The following is an 18468-nucleotide window of genomic DNA, read 5'->3' as shown; positions in this document are numbered from 1 at the left end:
CTCCCCATTCATCCGTACCGCTGGTCCGACTCCTCAGACCACACTACGCAGGGCCCGCACGGCGACCGTCAGACCCGCGATCCCGGGATCGTCGGAGGCCTTGACGTCGTCGACCGTGGCCCGCACACGCGCGAGCGTGGTGCTCCGCGAGGACTCCCAGTCGGCGATCTTGGTCTCGGCGCTCTCCCCCGGCTCCGACAGCCGCAGGATCGCCAGCGTCAGCGTGCGGACCAGCGAGTGCAGATCGTCGCGCAAGGCCAGCCGCGCCAGCAGATGCCACCGGTCCGCCCGAAGCTGGGAACCGACCGCCTCGAGCAGCTCGTCGATGGCGAAGTGTTCGAGGACCGCGAAGGCCAGGTCGCCCACTTCGTCGAGATCGCGGTCGGCCACCTCGGCGAGATCGGCGATGTCGAGCAGGTGCAGCCGGAACGGCGCCCTCGCCACCTGCCTCGCCAGCTCGGGTCCGGCGCCGCGACTCACGAAATCGGTTGCGGCCGAATCGATCGCGGCCGCGATGGTGGGCCGGGCCCACAGGTCCATCTTCGGTGTCAGGTCGGCCACCACGCTGTACCGGCGCACCTCGGCGGCGATCGCCAGCGGCTGCGGCCGGTGTTCCAGGAACCAGCGGGAGGCGCGCGAGAGCAGGGTCCGGTCACGCTGGGTCATCTCGTCCAGCAGGGCCACGTCCAGGCCGCTGCTGCGCAGCCGGGCGATCTCGTCGGTGAGGCCGAAGACCTGCGCGGTGGCCGCATAGGCGCGGGCGGCCTCTTCGATGGTGGCCGTGGTCGCCTCGGTCATCCGGAACAGGTGCGTCATTCCGCCGTCGTCGACGATCTGGTTCACCAGGCAGGTCGCGGCGATCTCCCTGCGCAGGCGGTGACCGTCGATACCGGCGGCGAACCGGCTGCGCAGCGGCCGGGGGAAGTAGGCGTGCACCAGCGGGTCGAAGACGTCGCCGTCGAGCAGCGATGAGGCGATCAGTTCGGCTTTGGCTCCGAGCTTGACGTGGGCCATGACCGTCGCCAGCTCCGGGCTGGTCAGACCGCGACCGAGTTCGGATTCGCGGCGCTCCTCCAGCGCCTCGGGAGTGGGCAGCGTTTCCAAGGCCAGGTCCACGCCGTCGGCCGCCAGCCGGGCCAGCAGTCGGGCGTACAGGTCGGCCTCGTCGTCGGCGCGGCGGCGCGCGCAGCCCAGCTCGGCGTTCTGTGCGATGTTGTCGGCCAGCACCAGGCCCGCCACTTCGTCGGTCATCGACCCCAGCAGGCCGGTGCGCTCGGCCGGATCCAGTGCGCCCACCGAGATCTGTGAGTCCAGCAGCACCTTGATGTTCACCTCGTGGTCCGAGCAGTCCACGCCCGCGGAGTTGTCGAGCGCGTCGGTGTTGATCCGCACCCCGCACAGGTCGGCCTCCACCCGGCCCCGTTCGGTGACGCCCAGGTTCCCGCCTTCGCCCACCACCTCGGCCCGCAACCGGTCCGCGCTCACCCGGACGGCATCGTTGGCCTTGTCGCCGACGGTGCTGTCGGATTCGTCAGAGGCCCGGATGTAGGTCCCGATGCCGCCGTTGAAGAGCAGATCGACCGGCGCCTGCAGGATCGCACGGATCAGCTCGGGCGGCGCCAGTGCCGTCGTCTCCCCGTCCAGGCCGAGGGCTTCGCGCATCTGCGCACTGACCGGGATCGACTTCACCTCGCGCGACCAGACGCCGCCGCCGGCGCTGATCAGGGCTGTACGGTAGTCCGCCCACGACGATCGAGGCAGCGCGAACAGCCGCGCCCGCTCCTGGTACGAGACCTCCGGATCCGGGGTGGGATCGACGAAGACGTGCCGGTGATCGAATGCCGCGACCAGTCTGGTGCAGCGGGAGGCGAGCATGCCGTTGCCGAAGACGTCGCCGCTCATGTCGCCGATGCCGGCGGCGGTGAACTCCTCGCTCTGGGTGTCCACGCCCATCTCCGCGAAGTGCCGTTTGACCGCCTCCCAGGCGCCGCGTGCGGTGATGCCCATGGCCTTGTGGTCGTAGCCGACCGAGCCGCCCGAGGCGAAGGCGTCGCCGAGCCAGAACCGGTAGTCCGCGGCGATCGCGTTGGCGATGTCGGAGAAGCTGGCGGTCCCCTTGTCGGCGGCCATCACCAGGTAGGGGTCGTCGCCGTCGTTGCGGACCACCGCCGCCGGCGGCACCACGGTCCCGTCGGCGTGGGCGAGGTTGTCGGTCAACTGGATCAGTGCCGCCACATAGGCGCGGTAGCACTCGATGCCCTCGTCCCGCAGGGCAGCCTGGTCGGCGCCGGCGTCTCCGGTGGCCGCGGGTGGGCGCCGCACCACGAAACCGCCCTTGGCTCCGGCGGGGACGATCACGGCGTTCTTCACCGCCTGCGCCTTCACCAAGCCGAGGATCTCGGTGCGGAAGTCCTCCCGGCGGTCGGACCACCGGCAGCCGCCGCGCGCCACCGCGCCGAAGCGCAGATGCACCCCTTCCACCCGTGCCGAGTGCACGAAGATCTCGTACTCGGGCCGTGGTGCGGGTGCCTGCGGCAGGTCACGAACGGCCAATTTCAGTGCGAGCGTGGGCGCGAACCGTCCGTCGATGCGCGCGCAGTCGGGATCGGCGTGCCGGAAATAGTTGGTGCGCAGGGTCGCTGCGATGGCGCCGGCGAGCGCCGAGAGCACCCGGTCGGCGTCCAGGCTCAGGACCGCCGCCAATTCGGCGTCGAGCCGCCCTCGTGCGTCCTCGACGCGGCGTGCCCGTGCCGCCGGGTCGATCCCCGGGTCGAAGGTCGCCAGGAAGAGGGCGACCAGTGCCCGGGTGACCTCCCGGTATTCGCCCAGGACCTCGGCGAAATGCGCAATGCTGTGGCCGAACCCCAGCTGCTGCAGGTAGCGCACATAGGTCCGCAGCACCGTGACCTCGGCGCAGGTGAGCCCCGCCCGCAGGACCAGCTCGTTCAGCGAGTCGACGTCGGTGTGGCCCACCCACATCCGGCGGAAGGCCTCGGCGATGCGCTCCTCGTTGCCGAGGGTCTCGGCGGCGTGCACGTGCGGGGCCGGCTGAACCGCGAACTCGTAGATCCGCACTCCGAGGCCGTCTGCACGGTCCACCCGGTACGGGTGCTCGTCGAGGACCGTCAGTCCCAAACTGGCCAGGACCGGCAGCACGTCGGTCAGCGCCGCATCCCGGCCGGCCAGGTAGAGCGAGAAGGTCCAGGGCACCTCGTCGGCGCAGCGCAGTACCACATGGACGTCGTCGGCGGCCAGCCCGGCCACGATCGGCAGGTCGTGCGCAGCCCCCGACGGCGCGCGCTCTTCCCGGTATCGGGTCGAGACGGCCGGCAGCAGGCCGGATACCACCGCGTCGGCGCCGGTCAGTTCCCGGACGTCGTCCTCCCACGTCCGCACCGCCTCACTGAGCAGCCCCTCCAGCCGGGTGTAGGTGGGCGAACCGATGCTCAGGTCCTCGTTCTCGGAGAGGCCGCGCACCCGCAGCATCACCTGCAGCTGGGCGAGCGGGCCGTCGGCGAGCCTCGTCGCGAACTCGGGGATGGAGCCGCCCAGTTCGCGTTCGGCGAACTCGATGATCCGGGCGCGGACCGCCGTCGAGTAGCGGTCGCGCGGCAGGAAGGCGATCACGCTCGCGGTGTGGCCGTCGTGACACAGGCGGGCGAAGAAGCGGACCGTGCGATCCAGGTTCGCCGTCAGCAGTTCCGCGAGCCTCCGGGAGATCTCCGCGGTGGACGCGGCGAACAACGCGAACAGCGGGTAGGTCTGGAGCAACTCGATCGCCGCCAGTCCGCTGAACGAATCCTCTTCCAGTCCAAGGGCTTTCAGAACAGCGAAGACCTTGTGCCGCACCACCGGGATCTCCCGCACCGACTGGTACACCCCGATCGAGGTGAAGGTGCCGACGAACTGGTGCTCCACGTGCCCGTCGAAGAACCGCAGGACCACGGGGTACCGGGTCCTCAGCACGCCGGTCTCCAGGTACACGCGGTCGATCACCGGGCGGTCGCGTTCCTCCCGGAGGGGCTGCAGTCGGATGGTCTGCGGGTCGGCCCAGACACCCAGGCCGGGGCTGCCGTCGCCGCGCGCGTAGCCCACCAGATGGAAGTTGGGTCCGCCGGCGATCCACCCGATCAGTTCGCGGTACTCATTGCGTTCGGTCTCCGGGGCGATCGCCGAATCAGCGAGCCCGGCCAGCGCCGTGCGCATCGCCTCCCCGTCGCGGGTCACTGCGCCGAGCAGCCCCACGGCCCGGGCCACGTCGGTGCGCACCTGCTCGGCATCGCAGAGGGCCGAGGCGAAGACGCGCACGCTGATCCACGACTCGTCGATCACCGGGCCGGCCCCGGCGGGCACCTCCACCTGGGGGTCGTCCCCGATCAGCAGCAGGCGGCCGTCGTCGTCGCGGCGCACCGGCATGATCGGATGGTCGATCCCCTCGACGGTCAGATCGGCGGCGTCGACGACGGTGAGCACCGACTCCACCAACAGCGGCGCGTCTGCGGCCACCACCATGATCTCCAGGACGCCGTCGCCGATACGTCCGGCGTCGACCACGAAGCCGTCCGGCGCGCGCACCGTGGCCACCGCCAGATGCCGGGCGAGCGCCTCACGATCGCCCGCTGCTCCGCCGTAACGCAGAAGCGCTCCCGGGATCAGGTGCTCGGGAATCGTCCCGGTGCCGCGGTCGTCGGTCATGGCCACCTCCTGACACTCGTCAGGCTAGCCCCGCCCGGCGGGTCGTGCGGCCGATCAGATGGCCTCGTAGGCATCGGACACCGGCCGTGACGGTCGTGACCTGCGGGGCTGCTGGGTCTGGACCGGCGGCTGTCGGCGCGTCGCCCTCGCCTGCAGGTGGTACTCGCGGGGGGCCATCGCGAAACGCTGCTCGAAGCGCCGGCGCAGCGTGCCTGCCGAGCTGAAGCCGCAGGCCTGCGCCACCTGCGCCATCTGCACCGGCCCGGGGGCATCCAGAAGTTCGCGCGCATGCTCCACGCGCCGGGCGGCGATCAGATCGGCGACCGTCTCGGGGCTGCCCTCGAAGTAGCGGTACAGCTGCCGGCGGCTCATCGAGAGGAGCTCGGCGATGCGCGCCGCCGACAGGGAGGTGTGGGCGAACTCGCGCTCGATCACCTCCCGCACCGCGGCACGGACATAGGCTTCCTCGCTGTCGACGCCGTCGGCGTTGCGGTCGACCGCGGCGCGGATCAGATCGACCACCACGGTCTCGGCCCGCGGCTGAACCGGGTGGCGCCCGGACACCGCGTCGAGGGCGAACTGCCCCACGAAATCCGCCGTCGCCCGATCCAGCGGCGAGTCCGACAGGGCCGCCGCACCCGGCCGCCGGCCGGTCGTTCCGAGCCGGTCGATCAAGACCGCGGGCACCGACAGTGCGGCGATCCCCACCGGACCGAAGAACCGCCATGAGAACCGTGCACCCGGGGCGACGACCACCAGTCGTCCAGCGGCACAGTCCATCTCGGCTCCACTACCGGGAACCTTCAACCGTGAGGGGCCGTCGGCGACGGCAGCCATCATCATCCGGTCGGCCGGGTCCCGGGCGGGGTTGGCGGCGGTGCCCTCCACCGTGCACTCGGTCAGCTGCGTCATCTGGGCGCGCATCGTGGCGAGCTGAGCGGTGCGGACCATCGCACGGAAACGCTCCGGCTCGGATACGCGGATTCGGTCGAACGCCGGATGCGCCACCAACCCGGAAGGGCCCCGCAACGACGCGTGGACCGGCCTGGACGAACCGCTACCCATCGGCGCTCACCTCCCCGGCCCGGACCGCTTTGCGGAACTCACTCGGCGTGAGATCGAACTCGGCCCGGAATCGCTTGGACAGGGTGCCCGCCGACGCGAAGCCGCACGCGGCGGCCACTTCCCGCAGACTCATCCGGCTGTCGCGGACCAGCAGTGCTTTCGCCGCGGCCAGCCGGCGCTGAGCGATCAGGACCGCGGGAGTCTGGTCGGCGCCGGCGAAGGCGCGATACAGGTGACGGCGACTCAGAAACAGCAGACGCGCGATCGACTCCACGTCGAACGTGGGGTCGCGGAAGTTCTGCTCGATCAGCTTGCCGGTGATCTCGCGGACGTACAGCTCGCTGTCCGCGGCCCGGAAGTTGTCGCCGCGGTGCGACGACAGCGCGGCACGGATCAGTTCTGCCACCGCCACCTGGGTGTCGGTGTCGATGTCGGCTCGTCGGACGGCCACGTCGTTGGCGAAACTCGCGATGTACGCCGCAGTGGCGCGCGCCAGCGGCGAGTCGTCGACCAGCGGCCCCATCGACCACTCCTCGTTCGGCCTGCCGTCGAGCAGCTCGATGGGCACCCAGACGCCGGCGAGATCGGCCACCGTGTTGGACACCTGCACGAAGGGCTCGTCGTTGTTGACCGCCACCAGATGCCGCGGATGGCTGTACCGGAAGGTGCGGCCGCCCTGGGTCACGGTGCCCCCACCCGGCAGATGTTGAGTGCCGACCAGGACGAACTCCGACCGAAATCGCCGGACCAGTTCAGCCGTCCGCTCGGTGGTGCACGGCGTGCGCAGCAATGAGAAGACCATCAACTGCGACAGCGGCCGCCAGTAGAGGTATTCCTCGAAATCTTCGACCGGGTCGGCGTCGACGTGAAAAGTCTCCATGTGGTTGTCGAGGCCCTGCTGTCCCACGCGCCGCAGATAGCGGGTGGGGTTGCGGCCCAGCGACTGATCGGCACCGATCCGCGCTCTCCAGGCGGTCAGCGTCGATCGCTCCAGGCCGCCTTGCCGCCCCGTGTCGATCCCGGCGTCAAAGCCACCTGCCACGGCGTGCCCTCTTCCCTACCCGTCTCAGTCCACACCGCTCGTGCGGACAGCATTGGCCCCAGAGCCAGCGTAGTGAGTCTTCGGCTCTACGCCGGGCTACTTTGGCGAGGTATGACCTATCTCGCAGTCGAGCGCTGCGCAGCACGATTCCGCTCGAACACGGTGACCACGCTGCGATCCACACAGTATCCGCAGTGTTCACCGAAGAACGCGCGCCCGGCGCGATCGTCGTCGAAGAGCCAGTAGCGCAGCCACGCCGTCGACGGCGCGCGCATCGATCCGCCGGACGGCACCGCTTCCAGGTGCGAGGCGCCGCGCATCTCCAGATAGCCGGCCGGGAGGTGGCCGGACCGCCGGTACATCGCCCGAACCAGCGCCGGCCACACGATCGGATCGTGTTCCCCCGCAAGGTAGAGGATGGATGCGTCCCGCACGAGTGCGGGATCGTTGAGCGGTCCGGGCGCCATCGCCACCACAGTGCTGACCCGTTTGTCCAGAGCGGCGTTGATCGCCGCCGAGCCGCCCTGGGAGTGCCCGGCTGCGGCGATCCGGCCGAGGTCGACCTTCCGGAAGAACACGCTGCGCGGATCGGCGTTCTCCCGCTCCATGAGGTCGATGCCCCAGCGCATGCTGATAGCGAAGTTACTGGTGGGAGTGTTGGCAGCCACGACGACGAAGCCCTGGCGCGCGTAGTGCCGCAGCAGCCCGGAATAGACGCCCGGGATCGCTCCGGTGCCGTTGCCCCACAGCACGACGGGGTGGCGCAGTCCGTCTCGCCCCATCTCGCGCGGGTAATAGACGGTGTGCACCAGATCGATCCGCACCTGCGGCGTGAACGGGGCCTGACCCGCCCAGTCACCCGCTGCCTGAACCGGTACCGGAATCAGCAGGGTGAGCGCGGTCAGCGCCGCCGTGACCGGTACCAGGATCCGCCGCAGCACAGCCGAAGCCCTCACTGTGCGAGCTCGGCACGCATGCGGCCGGAGTCCTCGCCCACGCGCCGGGCGGCGCAGTGGATGAAGACGGCGGTGAGCACAAGGGTGAGTGGGACCAGGTACATCGCCGAGTTCAGCCCGTCACCGCCGAAGGCGGCGACATCGGTGGCGCCGGCGCCGGCAGCGGCGCGCGCAGCGAACCAGTCGGAGAGACCACCGACCACCACCGGCCCGGCGAACCCGCCGAGGAGGTACATGGCGGCGAAGAACAGGGCGGTCGCAGTGGCTCGCAGACGCGGCACCACGACATCGTGAATCGCCGGATACACGCTGACGTAGAAGACGTACGCCAGCAGCCAGCCGAGCGAGAACAGCACGGTGAACACCACCACGCTGGCTCCCTGCTGGAGCAGGCCCAGCGCCGTCAGCGGTGCGGCGAGTGCTGTCGCGCCGGCGCCGACCATCAGCCGCGCCTTCGGAGAAGTCGACGAGGCGCGGTCGGCGAAGCGGGCGCCGGCCAGGAGGCCGACCAGTCCGGTGAGACCGATGATCACCCCGGCCACCACCGCCGCCGTGGTCAGCTTGAGGTCGTACTGCCGCATCAGGAGCGGCACGGTGAAAGAGTTCACTGCATAGGCGGCGAAGTTGAAGGTCAATCCGGCGAGAATCAGCCAGCGCAGCGTGGGGATCGCGAGGAGTCGGCGGATCGGACGGTCGATCGGCTCGGCCGATCCGACCGGGGAGCTCTCGGACGCACCGCGCTGCGGATCGCGCAGCCGGAACATCACCACGGCCAGCAGCACACCGGGAATCGCGGCCACGAAGAACGGGGCGCGCCACGAGCCGAAGGCCTCGGTGATCTGACCGACGGTGAAGTAGGCCAGCAACAACCCGACGGGGAGGCCGAGCATGAAGATCCCCAGGGCCCGCGAGCGCCGCTCCGCCGGATACAGATCGCCGATCATCGAGTTGGCTGCCGGGGTGAAGCTCGCCTCCCCGACGCCGACGCCGAGCCGGGCGAGCAAGAAGAGCGCGTAGCTGCCGGCCGCGCCCGTCGCAGCGGTCAGGCCACTCCACACCAGCAGTCCGGCACCGATGATCTTGGGCCGGTCGGCACGATCGGCGAGCCGGCCCAGCGGAAGCCCCGCGATGGCGTAGACCACGGTGAACGCGGACGTGATCAAACCCAGCTCCAGGTCGCTGAGAGCGAACTCGATCTTGATGGGCTCGGCGACCACGGCCGGAATGGCGCGATCGAAGAAGTTCAGCAGATTCGCCAGGAACAGGGCGATCAGACTTCCCCCGAGCACGGATCTGCCCCGGGAGTGAGCGGTTCCGACGGGTGCGGGCAGTGGTGGGGACGACAGCGATGACATGGGAGTCCTCTCGTGATGGCCGGAGCGGGGGACGTCAGCCGAGCTGCTCGGCGACGTAGCCGCCGATGGCCCGCATACCGAGCGCAGTGGGATGCAGTGGCGCGGCCGGCTCGGCCGGGACCATGCCGGCGTAGTACGCACGATCGGGAGCAGCGCAGATGTCTCCCCCGGCGGTGCGACCGCGGATGTCGACGAACTCCATCGACCGGGCACGGGCCTGCGCGGCCATCGCCTCGTTGACCGCATCGACGACGCTCTGCAGGTAATCGGCGTCGCGGGCGTTCATCGGCTGACGGCTGGGGCAGCCGCCCGGACGCACATAGGTGCCGTAGCCGACCGCCACCACCCGCGCATTCGGAGCCCGATCGGCGATGTCGTCGAGCATCTCACCCCACTTCGGTGCGGCCGCCGCGATGCGAGCGCGGCGCTCGGCGGCGGTGGCGGGATCCGAGCACGAATCACCGGGCACCGGCTCGAGGCAGCCGAGGGCGGTGCTGAACAGATCGATGTCGTTGGCGCCGATGGTGACGGTCACCAGATCGGTGTCCGGACCGAGCGCCTGCACCTGCGTCGGGACCGGACCGGCCACGGTCGTCTGCGGCGCCTCGGCGACGTGCTCGGTACGCGCCGACGAGCAGGTGACGTCGGTCAGCGTCGCCCCGAGCCGGGCGGCGACCACCGACGGGTAGTTGCGCGAAGAGCGCAGACAGCCGGGACTGTCGGCATCCTGATCCGGGATCAGCGGGCCGGCCGCCGCGGAGTCTCCGAGCGCCACGTAGCGCAAGGGCGGCGCCGCCGTGGCGATGCCCGGCAGCAGCGCCCCCAGGCACACGGCGGCGATCGTGGCGGCGACGACCCGGATCAGGGACTGCATGGCGTCCCTCGCTTTCTTCAGATTTGTCGAACTGAACGTGGTGCGGATTACATGATGGCAACGAACATGCAGTTCGCGATTGTTCGAGACATTCGACTATCGAGGGGATCTTGTGCCAGAGAACAAAGTCGTCATACTCGGCGGCCGGGCGCTCGCCGACCAGCTGGCCCAGCGGACGCAAGCGATCGTCGCTGACACGGTCCAGACCGTGTGGACGCGGGTGCCGTTCTATCGGTCCCTTCCCGAAGAGGCCGTCCGCACCGATGTCACGGCGATCATCCGGCGGAACTTCGAGGTGTTCGTCGATTCGCTGCGCACCGAGCACGGGCCGGATGAGACCGACCTGGCCCCGGTGCGCGAGTCCGCGCAGCGACGCGCCGAGGAACTGGTCCCCCTCGCCGACGTCCTACTCGCCTATCACCTGGGGTGCGAGCATTGGTGGACGGAGATCAGTGCGATGGCCGGCGACGGGGACACGGCAGACCTGTCTCGCGCGGGGGTCCGTCTGCAGACGCACCTGCGTGCGGCCACGTCCGCGGTCCTGGCGGGGTACGGCTCGGTGCGCGCCGCCCCCGGTCAGGACGATTCGGTGCGCCGGGCGCTGTTCGTCGCGCTCACCTCGGGCGCCGACGCCGTCGGCGCGGCCGAGCGAGCGGGAGTGCGTTTGGCCCGGCTGTACTGGGTGGTGACGTTGCACCTGGATCCGCACCCCGACGAGCAATCCGCCGATGTCGATGTGGTGGTGGCCGAGCGCCGCAAGGTGCGCCGCATGCAGCGGGCGCTCGACGGTGTCGGGCGCGACGACGCCCTTAGCCTGGTGACCAGCAGCGGCGGCGGCGCACTGATCCCGATCTTCGAGGCCGAGCCCGGCGTGACCGACTGGGCGGAGAGCTTTCAGTACGCGACGCTCAAACGCAACCTGACGAATCTGGAACGCACGATCGGCGCCGGCGTCCTGTCAGCGGTGACCGTCGCCGAGCCGGACGGCGTCGGCGGCGCTTACGCGCAGATGCAGGAGGTGCTGCGGGTGGCCCGGTGTTTCGGGCACACGGCAGGCGTGGTCCGGCTGGGCGACGTGGCCCTGGAATATCAACTCACCCGCCCCAGCGCCGCGACACCGCTGCTGGCCGGGCTGCTCGCCCCGCTCGACGGCAGATCAGCGCTGCACCAGACTCTGGAGTGCTATCTGGACGCGGCCTGCGACCGCAACGCCACTGCCGCCGCCCTGCACGTGCACCCGAACACCGTCGCCTACCGTCTACGCAAGACGGCCGAACTGACCGGCCTGGACGCGACCAGTCCAGCCGATGCCGCCACCCTGACCGCGGCGGTGGCTGCCCGCCGCGGCCGGGTGATCGACGTCAGTCCCGCGTGAGCCTGCGGTGCGTGACCCGATGCGGCCGGGCCGCGTCGGCACCCAGGCGCTCGATCTTGTTGGCCTCGTAGGCCTCGAAGTTGCCCTCGAACCAGAACCACTTGCCCTCTTCGACGTTGCCTTCCCACGCGAGGATGTGGGTACAGGTGCGGTCCAGGAACCAGCGGTCGTGCGAGATCACCACGGCGCAGCCGGGGAACAGCTCGAGCGCGTTCTCCAGGGAGCTCAGGGTCTCCACGTCCAGGTCGTTGGTCGGCTCGTCCAAAAGGATCAGGTTGCCGCCCTCTTTGAGGGTCAGGGCCAGGTTCAGCCGGTTGCGCTCACCGCCGGAGAGCACCTCCGCCGGCTTCTGCTGGTCGGCGCCCTTGAAGCCGAATGCGCTCAGGTAGGCGCGGGAGGGCATCTCGTTCTGGCCCACCTCGATGTAGTCCAGTCCGTCGGAGACCACCTGCCACACCGTCTTCTTCGGGTCGATGTTGGCGCGGGTCTGGTCGACGTAGCTCAGCTTGACGGTCTCGCCGACGCGGACCGTGCCGGCGTCCGGGTCTTCCAGCCCGACGATGGTTTTGAACAGGGTGGTCTTGCCGACGCCGTTCGGACCGATCACGCCGACGATGCCGTTGCGCGGCAGGGTGAACGTCAGATCGTCGATCAGGATGCGATCGTCGAACCCCTTCTTCAGGTTCTCCACCTCGACGACCACGTTGCCCAGTCGCGGCGGCGTGGGGATCTGGATCTCTTCGAAGTCGAGCTTGCGGTGCTTCTCGGCTTCGGCGGCCATCTCGTCGTAGCGGGCCAGACGCGCCTTGTTCTTGGTCTGGCGGGCCTTGGAACCCGAGCGGACCCACGCGAGCTCTTCCTTGAGCCGCTTCTGCAGCTTCTGGTCCTTCTTGCCCTGGACCTCCAGCCGTTCGGCCTTCTTCTCCAGGTACGTCGAGTAGTTGCCCTCGTACGGGTGGAGCTGGCCGCGGTCGACCTCACAGATCCACTGGGCGACGTGGTCCAGGAAGTAGCGGTCGTGCGTCACGGCGAGCACGGCGCCGGGGTAGCTCGCCAAGAACTGCTCAAGCCACAGCACCGATTCGGCGTCCAGGTGGTTGGTGGGCTCGTCGAGCAGCAGCAGGTCGGGCTTGCTCAGAAGCAGCTTGCACAGGGCGACGCGGCGGCGTTCGCCACCGGAGAGGTGGGTCACCTCCGAATCGCCGGGCGGGCAGCGCAGCGCGTCCATGGCCTGCTCGATCTGGCTGTCGAGGTCCCAGGCATCGGAGTTGTCCAGGTCTTCCTGGAGCTTGCCCATCTCTTCCATCAGCTCGTCGGAGTAGTCGGTCGCCATCAACTCGGCGATCTCGTTGTACCGCGCGAGCTTCTCGACGATCTCGCCCATGCCCTCTTCGACGTTCTGCTTGACCGTCTTCTCCTCGTTGAGCGGGGGCTCCTGGAGAAGGATGCCGACGGTGGCGTCGGGATCGAGGAAGGCGTCGCCGTTGCTCGGCTGGTCCAGCCCGGCCATGATCTTCAGGATCGACGACTTGCCGGCGCCGTTCGGCCCCACCACGCCGATCTTCGCTCCGGGGTAGAACGACATCGTGACGTCATCGAGGATGACCTTGTCACCGTGCGCCTTGCGCACCTTCTTCATGGTGTAAATAAACTCGCCAGCCAACGCCTAAACCTCTTCTCACACCGCACATGGGCACAACAGCCCTCCAGTGTAGTGGTCCCCGCGATCAGCGGGCATCGGGCGCGCTCAGCCTGCGCGGCCGGCCTCCGTCGCGGCCGGCACCTCCACCAGACGCCCGGTGGTCACGTCGTAGATGTAGCCGTAGACGCCGATGCCGGCCGGCACCAGCGGGTGAGCCTTGATCCGGCGCACGTCTTCGGTGACGCTGTCGGCCTGATCGGTGATCGTCAGCCAGTCGATGTAGTCACCCTCGCGGGCGCCGGGGCCGGTACCGACGTCGTAGAAGCCGTCGTCGCCGAGCGCCGCGGTCTCCAGACTCGAGGCCAGCAGGCCGCGGATCACGTCGTCGGTGAAGAACTCCATGCCGCAGTTGCTGTGGTGGATGACGAACCACTCCTTGGTGCCCAGGAGCTTGTACGAGATCACCAGCGACCGGATCGCATCGTCGCTGGCCCGGCCGCCGGCGTTCCGGATGACATGCGCATCGCCTTCGGCCAGACCGGCGTACTTCGCCGGATCGAGCCGGGCGTCCATGCAGGTCAGGATGGCGAAACCGCGGGCGGGAGGCAGCGCCAGCTCGCCCTTGTCACCGAAGTCCTCGGCGTAGGCGGCGTTGCTGGCGAGCACTTCGGACAGAACAGACATCGGGGCCTCCACGGCGATAGTTCGGTGTGACCCGACGCTAGGCCGACGCCGGCGGCCGGTGAACCCTTCGGCTCACGGCGGGGCGAATGGCGGAGATTTCTGTGAGTTTGCGCGACATCCCGCCGATCTCACGGCTTACTCAGGAATTACCCGTACGTTGAGTCCTACTGCGCGTCGGAGACGCCGGCGCCGCGCACACCGAACTCGACCCCCCAGGAGGGCCGCGCATGCGACTGCGACTGAAGATCTGGCACCGGCGGCAGCGCTTCGTCATCAGACGCAACCCGGTTCTGAACCAGATCTATCGGTTCGCCGTCGGCGTCGTCGGCACCCTGATGATGCTGGCCGGTCTGGCCATGATCCCGCTGCCTATTCCCGGGCCCGGCTGGGTGACCCTTTTCCTCGGTCTCGCCGTCCTGTCCACCGAGTTCACCTGGGCGCACCGGGTCACGTCGTTCCTGCGTGCCCAGTTGCACCGAGCCAGCGTCATCGGCAGCCGGATCGCCGACCGCACCCGCGGCGCCGTTCTGGACCAGCTCGCCTACCACCGGCAGACCATGCTGGCCCACGCCCGCACCGCCTACACGCGCTTCACCCCTCAGCCCGCGTACTAGCCGCCCCGGCCGCTGCGGGCTCGTCCCCGTCCTCGACCGGCCGCCGGCGCTGCTCCACTGAGCGCGGGTGTGCCAGGTCCAGCCCCAGTGAGACGGCGGTCATCTCCAGTCCCGCGCGGGCGCTGCCGTCGGCGGCGACGTATTCCTCGGTCCGCAGTTGGCCGTGCGCGATGATCTGCGCGCCCCGCTGCACCACCGGGGCGACCGCGGCGGCGAGCCGCCGCCAGCACACCACCGTCAGCTTCACCGACGGCCCGTCCGACCATCGCCCGGTCTGCCGGTCCAGCCGCCGGGAAGTGCAGGCCACCCGCATGGACACGACTTCGCCGTGCAGCTCGGTCCGGCAGTGCCGCGGGTCGCTGGTCACGCGCCCCGTGATGGTCGTGTAGGTCTCGAACATCTCCCCGACTCCGCTCTCTCGACTCCTGTCGCGAGCATCGCGCAGTCGAGGCAGGACGGGAACACCGCCGGGCGCCGGGTTGTGGACAGCTACGGCCCGGACGGCCGGTGATCCACACCGTCGTCCAGGATCTTGCCGTCGGGGGTCTCGCCCCCGGGCGTAGCGCCGCCGGGCTGGGCGCCGTCGGACTGGGCGCCGTCGGAAGTCTTCTGCGCCTGGGCCGGGGTGTTCATCTGCGCGAGCATGGCGTTGTAGCTTTCCAGCTCGGCGTCTCCGTCGCGTTCGGCGCGCCGGTCGAATCGGCGGGCCTGCCGGGAGTCCTGACGCTGCCATTGGACCAGCAGGGCGATCATCACCAGCATGAGCGGGAACTCGCCCGTCGCCCACGCGATACCGCCGCCGGTCTGCTGGTCGGAGTACAGATCGTTGCTCCAGGGCAGCATCAGCGACTTGTACCACTCCTCAGCGATCACCGCGGAGGTCAGCATCAGTGCCACACCGAAGAAGGCGTGGAACGGTAGTGACCCCCACACGATGCCCAGTTTGGCGACCGGGCTGACCTGTCTCGGCGCGGGGTCGATACCGATCACCAGCCAGTAGAACAGGTAGCCGCTGATCAGAAAGTGCAGGTTCATCAGCAGGTGTGCGGAGTGGTGCTGCACGATCATCTCGAACAGGCCGCCGAGATAGAGCACATAGAAGCTGCCGACGAAGACGGTGATGGCGATCAGCGGGTGGGTGACGAACCGGGAGTACCGGCTGTGGATCCCGGAGAGCAGCCATTCGCGCGGGCCCGGCGGCTGGTCGCGGCCCGCCGGCGGAATCGCCCGCAGGGCCAGCGTCATCGGTGCACCGAGCACCAGCAGGACCGGCACCAGCATGGACAGGATCATGTGGCCCATCATGTGCACGCTGAACACCGCCGGCGAGTACCGGCCCAGACCCGACGATGTGGCGATCAGCAGCGCCAGGCAGCCCAGCAGCCACGCCGCGGTGCGGCCCACCGGCCAGGCGTCGCCGCGGCGGCGCAGACGCCAGACACCGACGAGATAGACCACGGCCGCCACGATCGCGGCCGTGCCGAAGATCAGGTCGAAGCGCCAGTCGAGGGCGAGGCTCGCCAGACTGGGTTCCCGGTCGATCCGGAAACCGATCTTCAGCTCGGCCGGAGTGACGCTGGCGGTCTCCAGGACCGGCGGCGGCGTGCGCGAGAGCCCGGCCCCGAGGCCGAAGGCGAGCGCGAAGACCATCGTCTCCACCGCGGCCAGGCGCACGAACAGCGACTTGCCCGGGTTCTCGGACTTCTCCAGTTCGGCGATCGTGTAGCGGCGATGCGCGGCCCCCAGCGCGCCGGCGATCAGCAACGCGATGAACTTGGCGAGCACCACCAGCCCGTAGGTGGTGGTGAACAACTGCCCGAACGTCATGCGCACCAGCGCGTTCACCACGCCGCTGGCCGCAACGACGATCAGGCACCAGAAGGCCACCCGCGAATAGCGGCGCAGCGCCAGCGTGCGCCAGCGGCCGTTGCCGAAACAGTAGGCCAGCACCACGATCAGGCCGCCGGTCCACACCGAGGCGGCGACGATGTGCAGGATCAGGCTGTTGGTGCCCATGTCGTGGTCGCCGCCGGCCGAGGAGTGCCCCGCCAGCGCGGGCGGCATCAGCGACAGGAACCCCAGACCGATCACCAGGATCGTCCAGCCCCACCGCAGGGCGGCCTTGGCCAGCGCAGCCGCGAAGATCGCGAAGATCGCCGTCCACATCCAGTACCGCGATTCGGCGACGTCGCCGCACACACCGAAGGTGCTGCTGCCGCCGATGGTGGAGAAGCACTGCGAGATGGTCTCGCCCAGCGGATGACCGCTGACGTTGGCCACCGACAGCGGGATCAGGGCGAGGGCCGCCATGCTCCAGCAGGCGAAGGCCGCCGACGACCAGCGCAGCGCACGGTACCCGCCGACATCGAGTTCCCCACTGGCCTGCGGCGGCACGAAGAAGGCGGCGAAGATCGCGGCGCCGAACCCGATCGCAGCGAACAACTGTCCGACCACGGTCACCACGGGCAGCCCGTAGGTGGTGGCCCAGCCCGGGTCGGGAAGACCGGTCAGGCGCAGCGCCGTCGCCGCACTGACCGCGGTGACGATCACCGCGGCGATCACACCGACGAGCATCATCAGCGCGATCAGCAGCCGCCGGGCCCCCGACGGATCCCGCAGGCTGTCGCGATCGGGTTTCCCCGTCGCCCGCGGGGTGGTCGTAGTCATGAGATCCACTCTAGGTCGGGATATACTCGCCCTCGCTATCGGCACCGCCTCCGTAGCTCAGGTGGATAGAGCAAGGGCCTTCTAATCCCGAGGTCGCAGGTTCGAGTCCTGCCGGGGGCACCACATCGCCGCTGCTCAGGACTACTTCAGGCCTGAGCAGCGGCGATTCGCGCCTTCAACGTGCGCTTTGGGTCACAGACTCACTCCAGCTCGAGCGAACCCGTCTCGTCACCGGAGTCGTCAGCAGCGCCCGCGCTCTCGGATTCGCCCGCGTCACCGGAGTCGTCGCCGGAGTCGCTGAGGTTCTCCGATTCACCACCGGTGTTGCCGCTGCCGTCTCCGCCGGAACCGGTTTCCGGCGTGGTGTCGCCGGTCAGCTCGGTGTCGGCCGAGTCTGTGGTCCCGTCGTCGGTGAGCGCGCCCGACGGAGCTTCATCACGCTCGGGTGCCTCGCCCGCACTCAGCGTGTTCACCGCAGACTCGGACTCGGTGGCCGACGCGGTGAGGATCTCCGGCTCCGGCTCCGGCTCCGGGGCGCCCGGGCCGAAGAGGTCCGATTCGATCGTCGGGCCGTCATCGTTCATCACGATCCGGATGAGGTCCTCCTCGAAGACCGGGAGGAAGCCGGTGCCGGCCAAACCCGCCAGGTCTTCATCGAACAGTTCGAGGAGACTCTCCAGCGCCCCCAGGGGGGAGGCCAGCCCCAGCGACAGCGGGTTCTTGATCGCGTAGACCACCGGGCCGTCAGCGTCCTGCGACTGCTGGAAGATGAAGAGCACACTGGTGCACGAGGTGGTGGCGCCCGCCGTATCGGTGTAGCTCGCCGTGGCATAGAGCGCCGTGCAGACTGCGCGGTTGGGTCCTTGTTCGTCCCCTTCTTCGTTCAGCGTCGGGAAGGCGCCGGCGAAGCCGCCGAGCGCAGTGGCCGACGCGTCTCCGCCGACGGCAACCACGGCGGTCACTCCCAGCGGCAGCGCGTTCCCGTTTGCATCGCCCCCGATCGCGGCAGCTAGCGACACACTCCCGAGGCTCGCGGTGGCATTCGCCTCGCCCCCCACGCCGATCGCGATGGCACCGCTCAGCGGGGTCTGTGCGTTGGCGGTCGCGTTCCCAAAGCCTCCCAGAGCCATGTTGAAACCACTGCCACTGATGGTCGACGTCCCGGCACCGAGGATGACGAATGCCCTGTTGAGGTCGGTTACATTGACCCCAAGGTCCGGAGCCACCGCCTCGATGATGGCGTCGATCACAGGGCCGACGATCCACGGGCTCGCGTTTGCACAGTCGGCGCCCGACGGCGGGTCGCCGACGGGATCGCCCGGTGCGCATTCCCCGGAGACTCCAGGAATCTCCAGCGCCTGCGCCGGCGGCGCGGTGAGCCCGCTGGCGAAAAGCGCGGCCGCCGCGGCCACGGAAACCCCCGCCCCCACTTTGCTTCGACTCAGACGGCGCCGTGTCCTGCGATTGAGCGAGCGAATCATGTGACGTCCCCTTTGAAT

Annotated in this window: 13 protein-coding genes and 1 tRNA gene; 3 read left to right on the top strand and 11 right to left on the bottom strand. The window is 69.4% G+C overall.

All coding sequences use genetic code 11. The annotated features are described in order from the left end of the window. Positions 1-33: 33 nt before the first annotated feature. The 6 genes from ABD732_RS09195 to ABD732_RS09170 all read right to left on the bottom strand — a co-directional run bounded on the left by ABD732_RS09195 (position 34) and on the right by ABD732_RS09170 (position 9987). The gene (locus ABD732_RS09195; protein WP_344782885.1) at positions 34-4695 is read right to left on the bottom strand and encodes an NAD-glutamate dehydrogenase domain-containing protein; all 4662 of its coding nucleotides are present in this window, start codon (positions 4693-4695) and stop codon (positions 34-36) included. A gap of 54 nt (positions 4696-4749) precedes the next feature. Beyond that, on the bottom strand, positions 4750-5646 hold the full coding sequence (locus ABD732_RS09190) for a helix-turn-helix transcriptional regulator (protein WP_344782883.1): 897 nt from the start codon (positions 5644-5646) through the stop codon (positions 4750-4752). A gap of 106 nt (positions 5647-5752) precedes the next feature. Beyond that, on the bottom strand, positions 5753-6802 hold the full coding sequence (locus tag ABD732_RS09185) for a helix-turn-helix domain-containing protein (RefSeq protein WP_344782881.1): 1050 nt from the start codon (positions 6800-6802) through the stop codon (positions 5753-5755). A gap of 116 nt (positions 6803-6918) precedes the next feature. After that, entirely contained in the window at positions 6919-7758 is an 840-nt protein-coding gene (locus tag ABD732_RS09180; protein WP_344782879.1) for a poly(ethylene terephthalate) hydrolase family protein, read from the bottom strand. Further along, on the bottom strand, positions 7755-9047 hold the full coding sequence (locus tag ABD732_RS09175) for a spinster family MFS transporter (protein ID WP_344782877.1): 1293 nt from the start codon (positions 9045-9047) through the stop codon (positions 7755-7757). The genes ABD732_RS09180 and ABD732_RS09175 overlap by 4 nt, the downstream gene beginning before the upstream one ends. 100 nt (positions 9048-9147) lie before the next feature. Then, positions 9148-9987 (bottom strand): SGNH/GDSL hydrolase family protein, encoded by an 840-nt coding sequence (locus ABD732_RS09170; RefSeq protein ID WP_344782875.1) that lies wholly within the window; start codon positions 9985-9987, stop codon positions 9148-9150. A 112-nt stretch (positions 9988-10099) separates the two neighbouring features. Here ABD732_RS09170 and ABD732_RS09165 point away from each other — a divergent pair, with 112 nt between their 5' ends. Continuing rightward, on the top strand, positions 10100-11362 hold the full coding sequence (locus tag ABD732_RS09165; RefSeq protein ID WP_344782873.1) for a PucR family transcriptional regulator: 1263 nt from the start codon (positions 10100-10102) through the stop codon (positions 11360-11362). Here ABD732_RS09165 and ettA read toward each other — a convergent pair. Both ettA and ABD732_RS09155 read right to left on the bottom strand, forming a co-directional pair. Continuing rightward, complete coding sequence (gene ettA, locus ABD732_RS09160) at positions 11349-13025, bottom strand: energy-dependent translational throttle protein EttA (RefSeq protein WP_344782871.1); 1677 nt, start codon at positions 13023-13025, stop codon at positions 11349-11351. The genes ABD732_RS09165 and ettA overlap by 14 nt on opposite strands. A gap of 84 nt (positions 13026-13109) precedes the next feature. After that, a complete protein-coding gene (locus ABD732_RS09155) occupies positions 13110-13688 on the bottom strand; it encodes a beta-class carbonic anhydrase (protein ID WP_344782869.1) in 579 nt (192 codons plus the stop codon). Positions 13689-13915: 227 nt separating this feature from the next. On the opposite strand from ABD732_RS09155, the gene ABD732_RS09150 reads away from it, so the two are divergent. After that, positions 13916-14302, top strand: a complete 387-nt coding sequence (locus ABD732_RS09150; RefSeq protein ID WP_344782867.1) for a TIGR02611 family protein — start codon at positions 13916-13918, stop codon at positions 14300-14302. Here the strand turns inward: ABD732_RS09150 and ABD732_RS09145 are convergent. Both ABD732_RS09145 and ABD732_RS09140 read right to left on the bottom strand, forming a co-directional pair. Beyond that, positions 14280-14702, bottom strand: a complete 423-nt coding sequence (locus ABD732_RS09145; protein ID WP_344782865.1) for a single-stranded DNA-binding protein — start codon at positions 14700-14702, stop codon at positions 14280-14282. The genes ABD732_RS09150 and ABD732_RS09145 overlap by 23 nt on opposite strands. An 89-nt stretch (positions 14703-14791) precedes the next feature. After that, a complete protein-coding gene (locus ABD732_RS09140) occupies positions 14792-16969 on the bottom strand; it encodes a bifunctional copper resistance protein CopD/cytochrome c oxidase assembly protein (protein ID WP_344782863.1) in 2178 nt (725 codons plus the stop codon). Positions 16970-17015: 46 nt separating this feature from the next. On the opposite strand from ABD732_RS09140, the gene ABD732_RS09135 reads away from it, so the two are divergent. Continuing rightward, a tRNA-Arg gene (locus ABD732_RS09135) sits at positions 17016-17092 on the top strand. A 77-nt stretch (positions 17093-17169) separates the two neighbouring features. Here ABD732_RS09135 and ABD732_RS09130 read toward each other — a convergent pair. After that, complete coding sequence (locus ABD732_RS09130; protein WP_344782861.1) at positions 17170-18450, bottom strand: hypothetical protein; 1281 nt, start codon at positions 18448-18450, stop codon at positions 17170-17172. Between the last annotated feature and the right edge of the window lie 18 nt (positions 18451-18468).

Source organism: Gordonia caeni, assembly GCF_039537105.1.
GTDB classification, from domain to species: domain Bacteria; phylum Actinomycetota; class Actinomycetes; order Mycobacteriales; family Mycobacteriaceae; genus Gordonia; species Gordonia caeni.
This window is presented reverse-complemented; position numbering and strand designations above follow the sequence as displayed.

What these genes read in the sequence shown, in the direction of transcription:
- ABD732_RS09190 (WP_344782883.1), bottom strand. Translation starts at nt 5,646, where the DNA reads ATGGTCCGCACCGCTCAGCTCGCCACGATGCGCGCCCAGATGACGCAG.
- ABD732_RS09145 (WP_344782865.1), bottom strand. Translation starts at nt 14,702, where the DNA reads ATGTTCGAGACCTACACGACCATCACGGGGCGCGTGACCAGCGACCCG.
- ABD732_RS09170 (WP_344782875.1), bottom strand. Translation starts at nt 9,987, where the DNA reads ATGCAGTCCCTGATCCGGGTCGTCGCCGCCACGATCGCCGCCGTGTGC.
- ABD732_RS09140 (WP_344782863.1), bottom strand. Translation starts at nt 16,969, where the DNA reads ATGACTACGACCACCCCGCGGGCGACGGGGAAACCCGATCGCGACAGC.
- ABD732_RS09150 (WP_344782867.1), top strand. Translation starts at nt 13,916, where the DNA reads ATGCGACTGCGACTGAAGATCTGGCACCGGCGGCAGCGCTTCGTCATC.
- ABD732_RS09155 (WP_344782869.1), bottom strand. Translation starts at nt 13,688, where the DNA reads ATGTCTGTTCTGTCCGAAGTGCTCGCCAGCAACGCCGCCTACGCCGAG.
- ABD732_RS09130 (WP_344782861.1), bottom strand. Translation starts at nt 18,450, where the DNA reads ATGATTCGCTCGCTCAATCGCAGGACACGGCGCCGTCTGAGTCGAAGC.
- ABD732_RS09195 (WP_344782885.1), bottom strand. Translation starts at nt 4,695, where the DNA reads ATGACCGACGACCGCGGCACCGGGACGATTCCCGAGCACCTGATCCCG.